This window comes from Algibacter sp. (assembly GCF_039977455.1).
Classification (GTDB): Bacteria; Bacteroidota; Bacteroidia; order Flavobacteriales; family Flavobacteriaceae; genus Algibacter_B.
This window is the reverse complement of sequence record NZ_JBDWDG010000016.1, coordinates 398,748-417,493: the sequence shown is the minus strand read 5'-3', so window position 1 is coordinate 417,493 and position 18,746 is coordinate 398,748. Positions and strand designations below refer to the sequence as shown.

The following is an 18,746-nucleotide window of genomic DNA, read 5'->3' as shown; positions in this document are numbered from 1 at the left end:
AATGAAAGCAAAGGAAATTTTAAGACAAAAGACACACCGGCCATTTAAATACCCTAAACGCTCTTGGATGTTTTATCAAGAATGGAATAAGGCTATTTTTTTACATTGGGAAGTTAACCCAGAGTTAATTAAACCACTACTTCCTAAATATATAGAACTAGATACTATTAACGAAAAAACATGGGTAAGTTTAGTAGCCTTTGATATGAACAATATAGGAGTTAGAAGCTTTCCTAAACTACCTCATATCTCAGATTTTCAAGAAATAAACATTAGAGTTTATGTGGTTTGTAATGGTAAGCCAAGTGTTTATTTTTTGAGTATGGAAGGCAGCAAAAAATCATCATGCAAGATTTTAAAAACGCTTTCTAAATTTCCTTATAGACCTTCCAAGATGCAAAGAAGTGAATTTAAATTTCAATCTGAAAATAAAACCTTTAATGATGGTATTAATATGGCGTACACTTTAACTGAAGAGCCCATTAAAAAAGATGATACAGACCTATGGCTTACCGAACGCTATGCAGTTTTTCAAGATTATAAAAACCATATTATTGAATACGATGTGCACCATGTGGAATGGCCTATGCAAAAAATCGACATTAATAGTTTGGAATTGAACTATACGCGATTTAATCACTTAATAAATAACCAACCAGATAGAGTGCAATACTCTTCTGGCGTACAAGTTTTAACATGGGATAAGAAGAAATTAGCAATTAATTAAATGATGCTGTAAAATGACAAAAAACTTTAAACCTTATTACGCGGTAATCTTTACATCCACTCAAAATGAAAATATAGAAGGCTACGCAGAAATGGCCGATAAAATGGAACATCTAGCCAAACACCAACAAGGATTTCTAGGAATGGAAAGTGCAAGAGATAATATAGGAATTACAGTAAGCTATTGGGAAACCATTGAAGCCATTAAAAACTGGAAACAGCAAACGGAGCATTTACAAGCGCAACAAAAAGGAAGACAAGATTGGTACAGTTGGTATAAGGTAAGAATTTGTAAAGTAGAACGCGAGTATGAGTATCTTGGAAATCAGGAATCTTAATAATAAATTTATAATTGAATCCCTGCACAATTCTTTCCCTTTATAAGGGGCGGTGTCAAGAAAACAGAAGGGTTAATGACAAGACTTACAAACTACATAAAGAAGCATAAAATTAAAACGGCAATTATTGCTGTGCTAATTATTGCTTATGTTTTTTGCTTACCAAAACAGCTTTTTAAAGACCCTACGGCCACTGTAATTACAAGTTCTAATAATGAACTTTTGGGTGCGCAAATAGCTAATGATGGGCAATGGCGTTTTCCGTATAACGATTCTATTCCCGATAAATTTAAAACCTGTATTATACAATTTGAAGATGAGTATTTTTATAAACATCCGGGTTTTAATCCTATTTCTATTTTAAAAGCTATAAGAGATAATTTAAAATCTAAAAGCATTAAACGCGGTGGAAGCACCTTAACACAGCAGGTTATACGCCTATCTAGAAAAGGACCATCTAGAACGTATTTTGAAAAAGTAAAGGAAATTATTCTAGCTACGCGTTTGGAATTACGAGATTCTAAAGATGATATTTTAGCCTATTACACTAGTAATGCCCCTTTCGGGGGAAATGTAGTAGGACTCGAAGCGGCTTCGTGGCGTTATTTTAATAGACATGCAAACAATTTATCGTGGGCAGAAAGTGCCACATTAGCGGTTTTGCCCAATGCACCTAGTTTAATTTATCCCGGGAAAAACCAAGAGCGCTTATTAAAGAAACGAAATCGCCTGCTGAAAAAACTCTTAGATAATGAGATTTTAGATTCACTTACCTATAAACTTTCTATTGCCGAAGGTTTACCACAAAAGCCTTATCCGCTGCCTCAAATAGCGCCTCATTTACTGCAAAAAGTAACACAAAAGCATCATGGAAAACGCATCCAAACTACCATAGACACGAAACTTCAAGACCGTGTAAACCGCATTGTAAAAACACATTATAATCAACTTAGTCAAAATGAAATTCACAATGCCGCTGTTTTAATTTTAGATGTAAAAACGAGACAGGTCTTAGCTTATGTTGGCAATACACCAACAGATAAAGCGCATCAAAAGGATGTGGATATTATTGATAAACCTAGAAGCACAGGTAGTATTTTAAAACCCTTTTTATATGCTGCAATGTTAGATTCAGGCGATTTACTCCCTAATACCTTAGTTGCCGATGTGCCCACTCAATTTGGTAGCTACAACCCTGAAAATTACGACAAAACCTATGATGGTGCCGTTCCTGCAAGTCGTGCTTTATCACGATCTTTAAATGTGCCTGCCGTAAGAATGCTTCAAGATTTTGGTTTGGATAGATTCTACCATTATTTAAAACAACTTAATCTTAAGGATTTAAAATATAATGCCCATCATTACGGGTTATCCTTAGTTTTAGGCGGTGCAGAAAGTAACCTTTGGGATTTATGTAAAAGCTATGCCGCATTATCTTCAACCCTAAATCATTTTTCTGAACATTCTAGTGATTACTTTTCAAATGAATTTTGCGAACCTACTTTTTTGATTTCTGAAGTAATTGATTTTGGAAATAAAACAACTGATAAAACCCTTTTTGATGCCGCTTCTATTTATTTAACTTACGAAAGCTTAAAAGAAGTAAACCGACCTGAAAGTGATGAAAGTTGGGAGTTTTTTGATGGCTCGAAACAAATAGCTTGGAAAACAGGAACCAGTTTTGGGTTTAGAGATGCTTGGGCTATTGGAACCACAAAAGATTATGTAGTTGGTGTTTGGGTTGGAAATGCCGATGGCGAAGGGCGACCAGGATTAGTAGGCGTGCAAACCGCAGCCCCTATTTTATTTGATGTTTTTAATGCCTTACCAAATTCCGATTGGTTTGCTAAACCGTTTGATGAGATGCAGAACGTTATCATATGTAAACAAAGCGGACATAGAGCCTCACCAAATTGCATTGACACCCAAGAAAAACACATTCAAATCAGCGGTTTAAAAACTAAACCCTGTCCGTACCATGTTTTAGTCCATTTGGATAACAACGATACTTTTCAAGTAAACACCTCGTGTGAGGATTTAAGTAATATTAATCATAAATCCTGGTTTGTTCTGCCACCACTAATGGCCTATTACTATAAAACTAAAAACCCGTTTTATAAAACATTACCAAAATTTAGAAGCGATTGCTTGGGAGAAAACAGTGTGTCTTTAGATTTTATTTACCCAAAAGCCAATAATAGCGTTTTTTTACCCAAAGATTTTGACGGGAATACCAACGACCTTATTTTAAAAATTGCCCATTCAAAACCAGAAATTACGGTGTTTTGGTATGTTGATGAAACATTTGTTGGAAGCACAAAAGATATTCATGAGATAGCTGTTAAGCCAATTAAAGGAAAACATATTATTACTGTTGTTGATGCCTTTGGAAATGAGGCAAAGCGAAGATTTGAAATATCAGAATAACTACCGTCTTATTGTTGTTCTAATCATGCAATGATCACTTTTAAAAGTATTTATTTTTTTTGTGGCTATAACCTCTAAGTCTTTTGAAACCCAAATATGATCTAAAGAAAGCAACGGAATATTCCAAAACCAAGTTTCTCGAAATCCATTACCTTTCTCATTAAAGGCATGATTAAAATTAGATTTTAACGTTTTTAAAAATTTCGATTCATAAGGCACATTAAAATCACCTAACAAAACAACATGATCCTTGTTTTCTATTTGCGAATACATAAAATCTAAGCCCCATGCTCTAGGAACATCCAAACTTCCTACCCCATCCACAGCATAAAAATGAATATCTTTCACTTTAAAGCTTACAATTATTGTTTTGAATTTATTTCGTTTTACTTCAATATCTTGAATAGGAGTTCTTGAAAAAACAGAAATCTCTTCACCAGAAAAATAAAAATGGTAATCAGGAAAATCTAGCTGAAGTCTTTCAATATGCATTCTTCGCGCTTCAACTAGCACAAAAACATCAGGAACATTTTCATTTTCAATAAAAGCTTCCTTAAAATTATTTTCTCGTGATGCATTCCATAAAACAACCTCTAAATCGTTTTCTTGAGCGTCTTCGGGACTATTAATTTTAAAACTTCGGCCGAACCAAATTACAAGAAGCAATCCTGCTATTATGAGATTAAACTTTCTGTATTTTCTGGATAGAAAAACACTTAAAATTAAAACTGCAAAAATTATAATGGGTAAAGGTAACATGTAATAAAGTAGCGAACTTTGATGACTGTTTTCTTTAACCACAAAGTGAATAACCAATAGGACTACTATAATTACAATATTTAAAATGAGGTAACCCCCTCTAAAAAACTTTAGCATTATCGTAATAAATAGCCCTTGGCAGCCCACCAAGGATGGATTTCAATTACTAACCGACCCGCAATAACCATAGGATCTGAATTGGCTAAACTATCGGCCATTTTTAAAGTTGGAACATTGTAAATAGTAACGCCACGCATATCGCTATCATCTCCAAAAGGACCAGAAATATCGGCATAACCTAAATCGTACATTTTTTTTAAATGGGCCAAGTGTTGTTTTTGGAGTTTCGCAGATTCCTCTTCATTTTGCATACGAATAGGCCCTTTTTTTAAAAACGCCATAAAATATTGTTGCATTATTATTGTGTCTTGCGTGGATTCATCAACATAATCAAAAGTCTTATAACCTTTAGCCGTAAGTTCATCTTTAATTTCTTTTATGGTTTTGGGAGCTACTGGTTTTAAATCCATTTTATTAGCTACTGAAGAATCTTTTGTAACTTTAGAAACCTCACTAACCGATTTTTCTATTTGTGATGCTTTTGTATTGTCTTTACACGCCAATAGCATTAAACTAAGCGTAAATATTACTAGGGCTCTTTTCATAAGTTTTAGTTTATTTATAAATTTTCACAGGTAGTATCCCAGGTGTTATACGGATTGTTACTTAACTGTGAATTATAATATTTTATTTGTCCAGAAACCTCTTCGCCTAACCAATTTGGTTTTTCAAAAGCTTCATTTTCATTTTTTAATTCGACTTCAGCTATAATTAATCCCTCATTATCGCCAAAAAAAGTATCGACTTCAAAAATATGTAGACCTACTTTTACCTCGTAACGTATTTTATCAATAACTCCTGGCTCACACAAATTTAACAATTCTTGAGCTTCATTATTAGGTATTTCTTTTTCCCATTCAAAACGCGATAATCCATTTTTTGAAGATGCGCCCTTTATTGTTAAATAACCTTGTTCGCCTTTAAGTCTTACTCTAACTGCTCTTTCTTTATTAGAATTTAAATAGCCTTGAATAATCCGTGTAGCTTTAAAAGCTTCTGCCTTAAAAGCATTTGAAGTTACCAAAAATTTACGTTCAATTTCTATCATTTTTATCCGATTCTTATTTTAATAAACAGGCATTTAATGCCTAAATTTACGGTATGTCTACCAATTTACCATTAAGAAAAATAATTCATGTGGATATGGATGCATTTTATGCTTCTGTAGAGCAATTGGATAACCCAGATCTTAAAGGAAAAGCAATTGCTGTTGGAGGTGGAGGAAAGCGCGGTGTTATTAGTGCCGCTAGCTACGAGGCTAGAAAATTTGGAGTTAAAAGTGCTATGTCTGGCTCTTTGGCTATTAAACTATGTCCGCATCTTATTTTTGTAAAAACCAATTTTGAACGGTATACCGAAATATCTAAAAAAATTAGAAAAATTTTTCACGACTATACAGATTTGGTTGAACCGCTATCTCTTGATGAGGCCTATTTAGATGTTACAAAAAACAAAAAAGGAAACCCTAGTGCCTCGTTGATAGCTAAAGAAATTAGAGCTAGAATTTTTAATGAGATCGGGTTAACGGCCTCTGCAGGTATTTCTATTAATAAATTTATTGCTAAAGTAGCTAGTGATTATAATAAACCAAATGGACAAAAAACAGTAAACCCAGAAGAGGTTTTAGTGTTTTTAGAACAATTGGATATTCGGAAATTTTACGGGGTTGGAAAAGTAACCGCCGAAAAAATGTACCAAAAAGGTATTTTTACGGGTTTAGATTTAAAAAATAAGTCTTTAGAATATTTAGATGAGAACTTCGGAAAATCAGGAAGATACTATTATTACATTGTAAGAGGAATACAAGAAAGCGAGGTTAAACCAGATCGAATAAGAAAAAGTTTAGCTGCCGAACGCACATTTAACGAAAATTTATCGTCGGAAATATTTATGCTAGAAAAATTAAATCACATTGCAGACGAGGTATCGCGTAGGCTATTAAAAAGTAAAGTTGCAGGTAAAACAGTAACTTTAAAAATCAAGTATAGTGATTTCACCTTGCAAACGCGTAGCAAAACCTTACCTTATTTTGTCCGTGATAAAGCTGTTATTTTAGAAACAGCAAAAGACCTGTTATATCAAGAAAAATTAAACAATTCTGTGCGATTATTAGGCATTTCTATGTCTAATTTAAATACGGAAAAAAAAGCAAACCCCGTCCTCAATAAAAGTATTAATGTTCAATTACGTTTTGGGTTCTAAAAACTCAAATAGCACTTATTTTTTGAATAACTTACTAGGCAGATACCCTAATTTCTTTTTAAAGGCTACAGTAAAATGTTGAGGGTTTTTATAGCCTACTTCATATGAGGCTTGAGCAATGGTATAATTATGCTTCGATATTAAAACTATTGCTTTTTCAATCCTTAAAGCAGTTATATATTTAAAAACTGGCATACCATAAACCTGTTTAAAATCATTTTTAAACTTTGAAGTATTGAAACCTGCTAAAAGGGATAATTTCTCTATACTAAGCTCTTCTTTTAAATGTGTTTGAATATAATGTTCTGTTTTCATCAAATTCTCACGATCCCCTTTTCGTAACTTATTGGTTTCTGGTTTTGAATCGTTAGTAGCTAATGCAATTAAAACCAACTCTGTTAACTTCGATTCTAAATACGATTGTTTCGTAATACCATCAAAATAACAACTTAGAAATTCATTTATAATAGCCCTAAGTTGTCCATTAATCAACAAACCACCATTAAAAAAGGACCAAATCTGATTTTCTTTTTTTGATTTCTGATACTTTTTTGAATTGACTATAAAGCAAGCTCCCATTTTGCTAACTAAATAAGGCTCGGTAAAAAAAATATTTAAAACCTGTTTTTTATGATTAAGATATTTAGATAAATATTCTGATGCTGGAATATAATATAAGTTATACATGTTTTGATTTAAACTGAATGACTTATTTGATTTATCACTAAGGGAAAAAGTTACATCTCCATGTATTACAAATTGCAGTAAAAAAACCGATTGATAATTTATAACCTGTAATGTATGATGTTCCTTGGCATCATTGTCAAAATCCTGAAAAAACACATAGGCATTATTTAAATGTATTTCTTTAATCGAGCCGCTAACCCCTTTCTTAAACCCTGTAAATTCTCTTTCCGACAAACAGGAAGTTTCAAAATCCTTATTAAAGCGCCGAACTAATTCTTCACTAGTTAATTTTGAACTTTTAAATCGAAACTCCATTTATTCTTTTTACGTTATAATTATTTCTTTTTGCGTTATTAAGAATTATTCTAAACAATATACTTTTGCAAATGTATTATTTTTATCCAGTCTAAATAAATGAAAGTAAGATTATTTTTATTAGCCCTTATAATTTCTGTATCTGCGTTCTCTCAAAATAATGAAACTATTATTTCGGGAGAAATAACAGATGGTTCAAGGCAGCCCTTATTTGGTGCTACTGTTACTATTGATAGAAATATTCAAGCAACAATTACCAATGAAAATGGAATATATAGGCTAAAAAATGTGCCTAACGGAAAACATGTAATAAAAGCGTCCTACATGGGGTTAACCTCTGAATCTAAAGAAATACATATTGTAGGTAACAAAGGAAGAACAAACCTAGATTTAAATTTTACCTTAACTGAAAAAATTGAGAGTTTACAACAAGTAAATCTTCATGGTAAAACAGAAAAAAGAAAAATTGAAGACAAAGGTTTTTCGGTTAATGTAATAGAAACCAAAGTAGCGAGCCTTAGAAATATACAAACAAACGAATTATTAAATACAACAGTAGGGGTAAAACTAAGGCAAAATGGAGGGTTAGGCTCTAATGTAGAATATAGCTTAAATGGCTTATCCGGCAACTCTGTAAGCATTTTTATTGATGGTATTCCTATGTCAATGTATGGTTCGTCAATTAGCCTAAACAGCATCCCGCCATCAATGATAAAACACATTGAGGTTTATAAAGGTGTTATTCCAGGACACTTAGCAGACGATGCTCTTGGTGGCGCTATAAACATTGTACTAAAAAAGGGTACAAAAACAATGTTTAACGCATCGGTATCCTATGGCTCTTTCAATACATTTCAGACTAATTTTAATGGTTTATATCGTTTTGAAAAAACTGGTTTTACAGTTAAAGCCTCAGCATTTCATAATTATTCGGATAACGATTATAAAGTTTGGGGTCCAACCATAGTAGATATTGGTCTTGGAGGAACCGAAACACCTATAACCGCACAACGCTTTTACGATGCTTATCGCTCTACCGGAGGAATGTTTAATATTGGATATACCGATGTTAAATGGGCAGATCAGTTTTTTGTTGGTGTTACTGCTTCCGATGACTATAAACAAGTTCAACATGGTGCTTTTGTTAATAAAATACCATATAAAGGACGGTTTTTAGAGTCGGATGCTATCCTTGCAAACCTGTCGTATATTAAAAAGGATTTATTTGTAGCAGGACTAGATATTAATATTACCGGACTTTTTGGTAAACGCAATCGAATTGTTAACGACACCACTGCCATTGCCTATAGTTGGACCGGAGATCGAGCAACAGATTACAAAGGTGATGAATACGAATATACCTGGGGTTCGCAGAGTGAGCAAGGACCAACCTTACTTCACATTAAAAGAATAGTGTCCTCATTTAGAACCGGCACGTCATATAAAATTAACAACAATCATAAAATTCTATTAAACCATTTTTATAGTGGTACAGATCGTGAAGACAGCGACCAGATGGTAACGTTACTTGAAAACACGTTTGAACAAACTAGCGATTTATATAAAAATATATCGTCATTAAGTTACGAGTTAAACACGTTCAATAATAAATTAAAATTAAATGTTTTTGGTAAACATTATCGCCAAAAAGTACTCAATACCGCCCCAGAATTTAACGATGATGAGACTGCCGTTGTAAACGACGTTTATAAAAGTGACAAAAGCTATAATGGCTATGGTTTTGCAACGTCTTTCACTATTAACCCAACCATTACTTTATTAGCATCTGCCGAAAAAGCTATAAGGTTACCTAGTGAAATTGAGGTTTTTGGTGATGCCGGAGAAAATGTTATTGCAAATCTAACGGTACAACCAGAAATAAGCGAAAATTTTAATTTAGGATTCCGCTTAGGTAAATTCACTATTAAAAAACATGATTTTACCATATCTAGTAATTTTTTTGCAAGAAATATTAAAAATTTAATTGGCCTTCCTGCAAGTAGTGAAGACAGTTGGGAAAACGACGAACTCGTACAGTATGCCAACTTTAATGAAAAAACAACATCCAAAGGTTTAGAGTTTCAACTTAATTATAATTTCAAGAAAAACTTTGGCTTAAACTTTAATTTATCGCGTTTAACCTTAGAAACAACAAACAGATTTGGTAACACCGTAGATATCCCAAATACGCCTTTATTTACCATGAATGGTAGCCTACGCTACTCATTTAAAAACGTAATTCAAAACAAATCGCGTTTAAACCTTTTTTACAGCAACTATTTTACCGACGAATTTTTGTATTTAAACACTCCAGGAACCAATAATACCGGTTACGACGAGTTTGTTATACCACGTCAATTTATCCAAGATTTTGGTTGTAGTTACTCATTTCCCAATAAAGCATTTGTGCTAAGTTTCGATGTTAAAAACATGTTTAACAAAGCCGCATACGATAACCGATCGGTACAAAAACCAGGTCGTGCATTTTATTTAAAACTCAATTATTCAATCAATAAATTTTAAACAATTCTGAAAATGAAAAAACCTAATTTTAACTTAAAAACCGTAGCGGTAGTAATTAGCTCTTTACTATTAACTTTTAGCTGTAGCGAGGACAATCCTACAAATATTATACAAGAAGAAATTGAAGATAACAGCAGGTGGATTACCGTTGCTGGCGCTTTAATGGGAACCGATCCTGGAGATGGAAACGGAGGTACATTAATATACTCGGTAAGTAAAGAAGACGCCAAAGACGAAACCGTACAAATAGACCCATTTAATAATGGATTTGTTGCACCTTCAAACAGAACGGCAAGACTTCAAGCCTCTGAAGATGGAAGTACTGTTTTTAACATTAGCTACGCTGGAGATACTGGTGGAAATTACACTAAATATACGGTTAATGGTGGTAACAGCTTTGAACAAACAGGTTCGGAAATTAGTATTGCACCTTATGTGGGTACAGCTCCAAGATGGATAAAATTATTTGATGGCGACCAAACAGGTTCTGCTGTTTACGTATCTACAGAACATCAAGTAGATGACAATGGAACTCCCGATGATGTTACCGATGATACTTATACACACACCAATTCTACAATTGGGGTTGTTACTTTAGACTTGGTTAACTCTTCAATTAAAAACTTCCAAGAACACACCATTACATTAAACGATGCAGATGCTGCAAACGGATACTATATTTCTAGAATTGATATGCCTACTTTAAATAGCGCTGGCGATAAATTATATATTGGTGCACGTTTAAGTAAAGTTAATACAAGTACGCTTGAAAGCGATAGCGACTTCGAAATTTTAGGGTCGAAAACTATTGTTTTAGACTATCCATCACTTTTAAACCCAACAATTATCACTTCAACAGTTGGACATGGTGACACAAATGGTTACCGTAGTATTAATGCTTTTGAATATAACGGATCTGTTTATCAAGCAAACCAAAATGATCCTGAAGGCTCTCACATTTTAAAAATAGATGATGACAATGAATATGATGATTCTTACGATTTTAATTTAGATGATGCTTTAGGTGTTACCGGGGCTTACGTTTTAGCCTGGAGACTAGCAGCAAATGGTAAAGCTGTATTAGCTTTTCGTCACGACGATTCTCAAGAAGGTTTAGCAGGAAGAGGTGAAAGCTTTTTTGCTCTAGTGGATTTAAACGCTGAAACAGCTACTAAAATAACAGATATTCCTTACGAAGTTGATTTCGAATTATTTCAATACCAAGGTTTTGCAGTTGATGGAAATGAAATTTACTTAACGCAAGCTCCTGTTGGTAAAAACGGTAATATTTATATTGTAGATACCGAAACAGGTGTTGTAACTAAAGGTGCAGAGTTAGTTAACGCAACTGGTAGCCACTTTATTGGTACTTGGTAAAAACTCAACGTATATAAATATACAATTAAGGCAGGTTATAAAACCTGCCTTTTTTATGTTTAATAGATATAATGTAAAGCGGACACTTTAGTAACCTGCTAGCAAGGAGGTAGCCGCCCAAATATGTGTTATACTAAAAGTTACAAGTTTCTATTTCTGTAACACGTAGTGTGTTTACCATACCTTTATCCTTCATTGGCATTGCGGCTAAACTAATAACCATATCGCCAACGTTTAAATATTCTTTTTTACAAGCTATAGCATTTACATCTTCAATAGTTTCATCGGTACTTACAAATTTATCATAATAGAATGCTCGAACGCCCCAAAGTAAGCTTAAACGTGTTAAAATACGGTGGTTTGAAGTAAACACTAATATATGACATGACGGTCTCCAAGCTGAAATTTGAAATGCTGTATACCCACTATTTGTAAGTGTTGAAATGGCTTTGGCATTAATTTCGTTTGCCATATTAGCCGCGTGATAACAAATTGATTTTGTTATGTAACGGTTAGTACGAATATGCGGTGGTAATTGCGGTACTTTAATTAATTCCGAATTTTCAACATTTTTTAAAATGTCGGACATTTTCTTAATAACCTGAACAGGATATTGACCTACAGATGTTTCACCAGATAACATTACAGCATCGGCACCATCCATTACCGAGTTGGCAACGTCATTTACTTCTGCTCTTGTTGGCGTTAAACTATCAATCATAGTCTCCATCATTTGCGTTGCAATAATTACTGGAATTCTTGCTCTTTTTGCGCGTAATACCAATTGCTTTTGGATAAGTGGTACTTCTTCTGCTGGAACTTCTACACCTAGATCGCCACGTGCTACCATTAAACCATCGCAATGCGCAACAATTTTATCGATATTCTCTACAGCTTCTGGTTTTTCGATTTTAGCAATAATTGGAATTTTATGATCACCATGTTTTGCTATTAAATCTCGTAGTTGCATTAAATCTTCGGCATGACGTACAAAAGAAAGTGCTATCCAATCAACATCCAAACTGATGGCGAATATAGCATCTTCAATATCTTTTTCTGTTAATGCAGGTTGCGATATATTTGTATTAGGAAGGTTTACTCCTTTTTTAGATTTTAACGGTCCACCTTGAACAACTTTAGCCTTTACTTCAGACTTTCCATCAGTTGAAACCACTGTAAAAAGTAGCTTTCCATCATCTAAAAGGATACGTTCTCCTGGTTTTGCATCTTGTGGAAACCTATCGTAAGTCATGTAAACACGCTCTTTTGTTCCTTCAAAACGCTCGCCAGTAGCAAAAATTATTTCATCGCCTGGGTTAACAATTACTTCATCTTTCATGACACCAACACGAAGCTTAGGACCTTGTAAATCGGCAAGAATAGCAGCCGTAAAACCATATTCTTCATTTAGCTCACGTATCATTTCCACACGTTCTTTTACATCATTATAATCTGCATGTGAAAAGTTTATTCTAAATACGTTTGCTCCTTCTTCAAGCATCCCTTTTAAAACTTCCTTGGTACTGGTAGCAGGCCCTAAGGTTGCTACTATTTTAGTTTTTTTATCTATTGACATTAGTTAAAAATTAAATTTTCTTTTGATTTCAATTCACTAGAATCTACACTGTAAGCGGTTGCAATTTGAGGAATGTTTAATATATTATCTATAATATATTTTTCCTTGCTTAAACTGATTTCGCTGTCTATTTTTAAAAAAAAGTTTACAGTTTTATACTCTGGTAATAACTGAAATGTTTTAGTTATTTTTTCTTGGTTGTCGAATAACGACGTATTATCTGATTTTTTAAGCTCGGTGGTTTTACAAATATTAGACACTAAACTCCAAACTGTTAATTGTTTTTGATCCTCCCATTCGTAAATTGAATAAGAAACTTGTCCGTTTTTAAAGTCCAAATCCGATGCTTTTCTAGATAGCACTATACCCAAATATTTATTTAGAAGATACGCTAATCGGTAGTCTTCAAGCCTGCAATGTATTGCAATTAAGGTATATAATGCATCATCAAAAGCATCATCAAGAATAAGTTTGTGAACCGCCATAACTTATTTTAATTTTCGTAAATATAATATTAAAAACGTTCGGTTATATTAAGTTTATGCTAATCTTAAGAAGAAATACGACTAAAACGTTGTAGTAAACTTGGATAAACTTTTAGTTTTCCAACAGCATTTTTTATATTATAAGCTTTAGTGTAGTACTCCTTAATAAAAAACCTATGGCATGTATTACAAAGGCAAAAACTTTATTTTTAAAAAATGATTTTTTATGTCTAAAGCATCTTAGACATTTTATTTTGGAAGGCAAAAAAGGCGCGTTTTGACGCTTTTTCTTCAGCCTTTTTCTTTGAGGTAGCCCTAGCTTTAGCAATAACCTTATTATCGATAGAAAGTTTTACAGAAAAATGTCGAACATCGTCATTACCGGTATCTTCATAAACGTTATAACCAAAAGTTTTCTTTTCTTTTTGACACCACTCTATAAGTAAGCTTTTGTAACTTATTACTTTTCCTTCTAGCGTTTCAATATCTACATGAGGAATTATAATGCGTTTAAAAATAAACTTTTCGCAATACTTGTATCCTCTATCTAAAAAAATGGCCCCTACTAAGGCTTCAAATAAATTCCCATGAATATTATCGCCAAACTGTCCTGGCGGAATTTTACTTTCAACTAAGTCAATTAGTTTTAAATCTCTTCCCAATTCATTAAGGTGCTCTCTACTAACTACTTTAGACCGCATTTTAGTTAAATACCCTTCGTCACCACTTGGTACTTCAAGGTATAAATGAGAAGCAATTACCGAACTTAACATGGCATCGCCTAAAAACTCTAACCGTTCGTAATTAAACGGATTGCCTTTAGTGTCCTTAATATTCATAGACCGATGCGTAAAGGCTTTTTTAAAGTACCTAATTTTCTTAGGTTTAAACCCTAGAATTTTAGTTAATTCCATAAAAAAATTCCCGTTGCGTTTAAAACGGGAATTTAGTATGTTACGAATGCTATCCATTCGGGATTTAATCTAATTTTTTGAATATTACACAAGCGTTGTGACCGCCAAATCCAAATGTATTACTCATTGCTACTTTAACGTCTCGCTTTTGAGCCTTATTTAAAGTTAAATTTAATTCTGGATCAATGTTTTCATCTACTGTAGTATGGTTAATAGTTGGTGGCACCATTCCGTGTTCCATAGCCAAAATAACCGATATAGCTTCAATAGCTCCAGCGGCACCTAAAAGGTGACCTGTCATTGATTTTGTTGAATTAATATTTATGTTCTTAGCGTGACTTCCAAATACTTCAGTAATTGCTTTAAGTTCTGCAACATCTCCTAAAGGTGTAGATGTACCATGTGTATTAATATGGTCTACATCTTCCGGCTTTAGGCCTGCATTTTCTAAACAATTTTTCATTACCGCAATAACACCAATACCTTCAGGATGCGGCGCCGTCATATGATAAGCATCAGAAGATAAACCTCCTCCAATACATTCTGCATATATTTTAGCCCCTCTTGCTTTTGCATGTTCGTATTCTTCTAGAATCAATGCCCCTGCGCCTTCACCTAAAACAAAACCATCTCTGGTAGCGTCAAAAGGTCTAGATGCCGTTTCTGGACTTTCATTTCTAGTAGATAGTGCATGCATAGCATTAAAACCACCCATACCAGCTATAGTAACTGCTGCTTCACTTCCTCCTGTAACAACTACATCTGTATGACCTAAACGTATAGAGTTTAGAGCATCGAACATAGCGTTTGCAGACGAGGCGCATGCAGAAACCGTTGTGTAATTAGGCCCCATAAAACCATGTTTTATAGAGATATTACCTGGTGCAATATCAGCAATCATTTTAGGAATAAAAAATGGATTAAATCTCGGTGTTCCATCTCCAGATGCAAAGTTTAAAACTTCATTCTGAAAGGTTTCTAATCCACCAATACCTGCTCCCCAAATAACACCAACACGCAACTTATTGACTTTGTCTAGATCTAATTTAGAATCTTCAATGGCTTCGTCTGCTGCTACCATAGCGTATTGAGCAAACTTGTCCATTCTTCGAGACTCCTTTCTATCTATAAAGTCAGTAACGTTAAAGTTTTTCAATTCGCAAGCGAATTTTGTTTTAAACTTCTCGGTATCATAATATGTTATAGGCGCAGCTCCACTTTTACCACTAATTAAGCCTTCCCAATATTCGTCTTTGGTATTGCCAATTGGTGTTAAAGCGCCTAAACCTGTGACTACAACTCGCTTTAATTCCATAAAGTATTTTGATTGTTTTTTACTTATTTAGCTGCTTCAATATAAGAAATAGCTTGACCTACTGTAGCGATGTTTTCAGCTTGATCGTCTGGTATTTGAATATCGAATTCTTTTTCGAATTCCATAATTAATTCTACAGTGTCTAAAGAGTCTGCTCCTAAATCGTTTGTGAAGCTAGCTTCAGTAACAACTTCGTTTTCGTCTACTCCTAATTTGTCCACGATAATCGCTTTTACTCTTGATGCAATGTCTGACATAATTTTTTAATTTTAATGTTTTAATTAGTTGGCAAAAATAAAAAACTTTATTTTATAAATCACCTTTAGTTTAAAAATGTGATGGTAATTTACTAAAATTCCTTTTAAGTATTTAGTTTTTACCTTCTAATTGTTAATAATTATTCTTTTTTTTGTTCGAATAATCTTTAACATTATAGTCTGTAAAATGAAACGTATTGTAATTTTTGCGTCCGGGAGTGGTACTAATGCTGAAAATCTAATTAAGTTTTTTCACAACAGCGATAATGCGACTGTTATTCAAGTACTAACTAACAATCCCCATGCCAAAGTATTAGAGCGCGCAAAAAAACTAAAAGTTAGCGCCCTGTCATTCAATAAAATAGCGCTCTCCAAAACTCATGACGTGCTTAATATTTTAAAAGCCTCAAAGCCAGATTTAATTGTATTGGCTGGTTTTTTATGGAAATTCCCTGAACATATTTTAAATGAATTCCCTAATAAAGTAATAAATGTACATCCTGCATTATTACCAAAATTTGGAGGAAAAGGCATGTATGGCATGAACGTTCATAAAGCTGTTGTTGAAAATAAAGAAACCGAAACCGGAATTACCATTCATTATGTAAATGAACATTATGATGAAGGCGCAATCATTTTTCAGGCCAAATGTGATGTAAATCCTAATGACACCGCAGAAAATGTGGCAAGTAAGATACATGAATTGGAAATGGAACACTTTCCGAAAGTTGTTGCTGACATTTTAAATTCGCAAGAAAAATAAATTTCTAAACCCAAAATAAATTCTAATTTCATCATTAAAAAAAACTAGAACTACTTTTAAAAAGATTCCCTCCTTCGAGGGAATGACAAAAATGAGCAAGAAGAAAAAGAAATATTATACCGTTTGGCAAGGGCATAAAACTGGTGTTTTTGAATCCTGGAATGCTTGTAAAAAGCAAATTACAGATTATCCTGGTGCACAATACAAATCCTTTGCCACACGCGAAGCGGCCAACGAAGCTCTAGATGGCAACTATTTCGATTATATAGGAAAAAAGTCGAAATTTAAAAGTGAATTATCTCACGAACAGCTTAAAAAAATAGGCCAACCTAACTACAACTCCATTTCGGTTGATGCTGCGTCAAGTGGAAACCCAGGTATTATGGAATATCGCGGTGTCGACACTAAAACAAAAAAACAAATTTTTATCCAGGGTCCTTTTGAACAAGGCACCAATAACATTGGTGAGTTTTTAGCTTTGGTACATGGTTTGGCTATTTTGAAAAAGAATAATAGCGACAGAATTTTATATACAGATTCTAGAACAGCAATGAGCTGGGTTAAAAAGAAAACGTGCAATACAAAGCTAGAGCGCAATGATAAGAACAAACCCGTTTTCGATTTAGTAGATCGCGCTATCGATTGGTTAAAAAACAATACTTACAAAACAGTTATTGTAAAATGGGAAACCAAAGCTTGGGGCGAAATACCAGCAGATTTTGGTCGAAAATAAACGAGTACTTCTAAAATAATTCGCTTTACCTTTTATTGATTTGACAAATAACAACAAGGTTAAATACTTTTATAATAGCATTTAACTTAAAAACAGCAGCTAGGTAGATCCTTCAATCAAAACACTAGTAATCCTACAATCTCCATTATTGAAAAAAATATAGTCGCAGTAAACTATAAAAAGGCTTATATTTGCAGCTTAAATTCACACCTCATTTATGAGCAAATTAGTAATAGTAGGAACCGTAGCTTTTGATGCTATTGAAACGCCTTTCGGTAAAACCGATAAAATTCTTGGTGGCGCTGCAACTTATATAGGACTTGCTGCCTCTCAATTTAATATTAATGCCGCGGCTGTTTCTGTTGTTGGTGGCGATTTTCCAGGAGAATATTTAGACCTTTTATCAAATAAAAATATTGATATTTCTGGTATTGAAATTGTAAAAGAAGGTAAAACATTCTTTTGGAGTGGAAAATACCATAACGACATGAATTCTCGTGACACCTTAGTTACGGAATTAAATACTTTAGCAGATTTTAACCCTGTAGTTCCTCAGGATTTTCAAGATGCCGAAATCGTAATGTTAGGAAACTTACATCCTATCGTCCAATCTAGTGTATTAGATCAAATGACTAAAAAACCAAAATTGGTAATTTTAGACACGATGAACTTTTGGATGGATTGCGCATTAGACGATTTATTAAATGTAATAAAACGTATAGACGTCATTACCATAAACGATGAAGAGGCTAGACAATTAACTGGAGAATACTCTTTAGTTGTTGCCGCAAGAAAAATTCATGAGATGGGACCAAAATATGTAGTGATTAAAAAAGGAGAACATGGCGCATTGTTATTTCATGACGACCATGTATTTTATGCACCTGCCTTACCGCTAGAAGAAGTCTTTGATCCAACTGGAGCAGGAGATACATTTGCAGGTGGCTTTGCTGGTTACCTTGCCAAAACTGGTGATGTCTCTTTTGAAAACATGAAGAATGCCATTATTTATGGATCGACATTAGCTTCGTTTTGTGTGGAGAAGTTTGGTACAGAACGCATGGAAAATTTATCGAATCCAGAAGTACATAAACGATTGCTACAATTTAAGCAATTAACGCAATTTGATATAGAATTAACATAAACTGACGCGCTCTAAAATAGAGTGCGTTTTTTGATTAAAAAACGGTTTACCTCTTAAAATTCAAATAATCAATATTTTAACCGAG

Annotated in this window: 18 protein-coding genes; 9 read left to right on the top strand and 9 right to left on the bottom strand. The window is 33.6% G+C overall.

The window, feature by feature from the left end; genetic code table 11:
* Position 1 precedes the first annotated feature (1 nt).
* The 3 genes from ABJM36_RS07785 (at position 2) to pbpC (ending at position 3,491) form a co-directional block, all read left to right on the top strand.
* Entirely contained in the window at positions 2-727 is a 726-nt protein-coding gene (locus ABJM36_RS07785; protein WP_348450884.1) for a DUF2071 domain-containing protein, read from the top strand.
* Positions 728-740: 13 nt separating this feature from the next.
* Positions 741-1,064, top strand: a complete 324-nt coding sequence (locus ABJM36_RS07780; protein WP_348450883.1) for an antibiotic biosynthesis monooxygenase — start codon at positions 741-743, stop codon at positions 1,062-1,064.
* A 75-nt stretch (positions 1,065-1,139) separates the two neighbouring features.
* The gene (gene pbpC / locus ABJM36_RS07775) at positions 1,140-3,491 is read left to right on the top strand and encodes a penicillin-binding protein 1C (RefSeq protein ID WP_348450882.1); all 2,352 of its coding nucleotides are present in this window, start codon (positions 1,140-1,142) and stop codon (positions 3,489-3,491) included.
* Here pbpC and ABJM36_RS07770 read toward each other — a convergent pair whose 3' ends face one another.
* The 3 genes from ABJM36_RS07770 to ABJM36_RS07760 are packed head-to-tail and all read right to left on the bottom strand — an operon-like array spanning position 3,492 to position 5,418.
* Entirely contained in the window at positions 3,492-4,367 is an 876-nt protein-coding gene (locus ABJM36_RS07770; RefSeq protein ID WP_348450881.1) for an endonuclease/exonuclease/phosphatase family protein, read from the bottom strand. It abuts the gene before it with no gap.
* Positions 4,367-4,915, bottom strand: coding sequence for a YciI family protein (locus tag ABJM36_RS07765; protein ID WP_348450880.1), 549 nt, complete (start codon positions 4,913-4,915; stop codon positions 4,367-4,369). The genes ABJM36_RS07770 and ABJM36_RS07765 overlap by 1 nt, the downstream gene beginning before the upstream one ends.
* Before the next feature lie 14 nt (positions 4,916-4,929).
* The gene (locus ABJM36_RS07760) at positions 4,930-5,418 is read right to left on the bottom strand and encodes a CYTH domain-containing protein (protein WP_348450879.1); all 489 of its coding nucleotides are present in this window, start codon (positions 5,416-5,418) and stop codon (positions 4,930-4,932) included.
* 53 nt (positions 5,419-5,471) lie between these two features.
* Here ABJM36_RS07760 and dinB point away from each other — a divergent pair, with 53 nt between their 5' ends.
* Complete coding sequence (gene dinB, locus ABJM36_RS07755; protein WP_348450878.1) at positions 5,472-6,572, top strand: DNA polymerase IV; 1,101 nt, start codon at positions 5,472-5,474, stop codon at positions 6,570-6,572.
* Between the two features lie 15 nt (positions 6,573-6,587).
* On the opposite strand, the gene ABJM36_RS07750 is transcribed toward dinB, so the two are convergent.
* Positions 6,588-7,574: an AraC family transcriptional regulator gene (locus tag ABJM36_RS07750; RefSeq protein WP_348450877.1), complete on the bottom strand. Its 987-nt coding sequence runs from the start codon at positions 7,572-7,574 to the stop codon at positions 6,588-6,590.
* Between the two features lie 99 nt (positions 7,575-7,673).
* Here ABJM36_RS07750 and ABJM36_RS07745 point away from each other — a divergent pair, with 99 nt between their 5' ends.
* Together ABJM36_RS07745 and ABJM36_RS07740 are read left to right on the top strand one after the other, a co-directional pair.
* Positions 7,674-10,097: a TonB-dependent receptor gene (locus tag ABJM36_RS07745; RefSeq protein ID WP_348450876.1), complete on the top strand. Its 2,424-nt coding sequence runs from the start codon at positions 7,674-7,676 to the stop codon at positions 10,095-10,097.
* A 12-nt stretch (positions 10,098-10,109) separates the two neighbouring features.
* Entirely contained in the window at positions 10,110-11,474 is a 1,365-nt protein-coding gene (locus tag ABJM36_RS07740) for a hypothetical protein (protein WP_348450875.1), read from the top strand.
* A 133-nt stretch (positions 11,475-11,607) separates the two neighbouring features.
* Here the strand turns inward: ABJM36_RS07740 and pyk are convergent, their stop codons facing one another.
* From pyk to ABJM36_RS07715, 5 genes are all read right to left on the bottom strand, one after another.
* Positions 11,608-13,050, bottom strand: coding sequence for a pyruvate kinase (gene pyk, locus ABJM36_RS07735; protein ID WP_348450874.1), 1,443 nt, complete (start codon positions 13,048-13,050; stop codon positions 11,608-11,610).
* On the bottom strand, positions 13,050-13,535 hold the full coding sequence (locus ABJM36_RS07730) for an IPExxxVDY family protein (protein ID WP_348450873.1): 486 nt from the start codon (positions 13,533-13,535) through the stop codon (positions 13,050-13,052). Before ABJM36_RS07730 ends, pyk begins: the two co-directional genes overlap by 1 nt.
* A 230-nt stretch (positions 13,536-13,765) precedes the next feature.
* Positions 13,766-14,506, bottom strand: a complete 741-nt coding sequence (rnc, locus tag ABJM36_RS07725; protein ID WP_348450871.1) for a ribonuclease III — start codon at positions 14,504-14,506, stop codon at positions 13,766-13,768.
* 7 nt (positions 14,507-14,513) lie between these two features.
* The gene (gene fabF, locus ABJM36_RS07720) at positions 14,514-15,764 is read right to left on the bottom strand and encodes a beta-ketoacyl-ACP synthase II (protein WP_348450869.1); all 1,251 of its coding nucleotides are present in this window, start codon (positions 15,762-15,764) and stop codon (positions 14,514-14,516) included.
* A gap of 23 nt (positions 15,765-15,787) precedes the next feature.
* Positions 15,788-16,021, bottom strand: coding sequence for an acyl carrier protein (locus ABJM36_RS07715; protein WP_007647141.1), 234 nt, complete (start codon positions 16,019-16,021; stop codon positions 15,788-15,790).
* 187 nt (positions 16,022-16,208) lie between these two features.
* Here ABJM36_RS07715 and ABJM36_RS07710 point away from each other — a divergent pair, with 187 nt between their 5' ends.
* From ABJM36_RS07710 to ABJM36_RS07700, 3 genes are all read left to right on the top strand, one after another.
* Positions 16,209-16,784 (top strand): phosphoribosylglycinamide formyltransferase, encoded by a 576-nt coding sequence (locus ABJM36_RS07710; protein ID WP_348450866.1) that lies wholly within the window; start codon positions 16,209-16,211, stop codon positions 16,782-16,784.
* A gap of 91 nt (positions 16,785-16,875) precedes the next feature.
* Positions 16,876-17,517: a ribonuclease H family protein gene (locus ABJM36_RS07705; protein ID WP_348450864.1), complete on the top strand. Its 642-nt coding sequence runs from the start codon at positions 16,876-16,878 to the stop codon at positions 17,515-17,517.
* Between the two features lie 217 nt (positions 17,518-17,734).
* On the top strand, positions 17,735-18,661 hold the full coding sequence (locus ABJM36_RS07700; protein WP_348450862.1) for a PfkB family carbohydrate kinase: 927 nt from the start codon (positions 17,735-17,737) through the stop codon (positions 18,659-18,661).
* Positions 18,662-18,746: the final 85 nt, after the last annotated feature.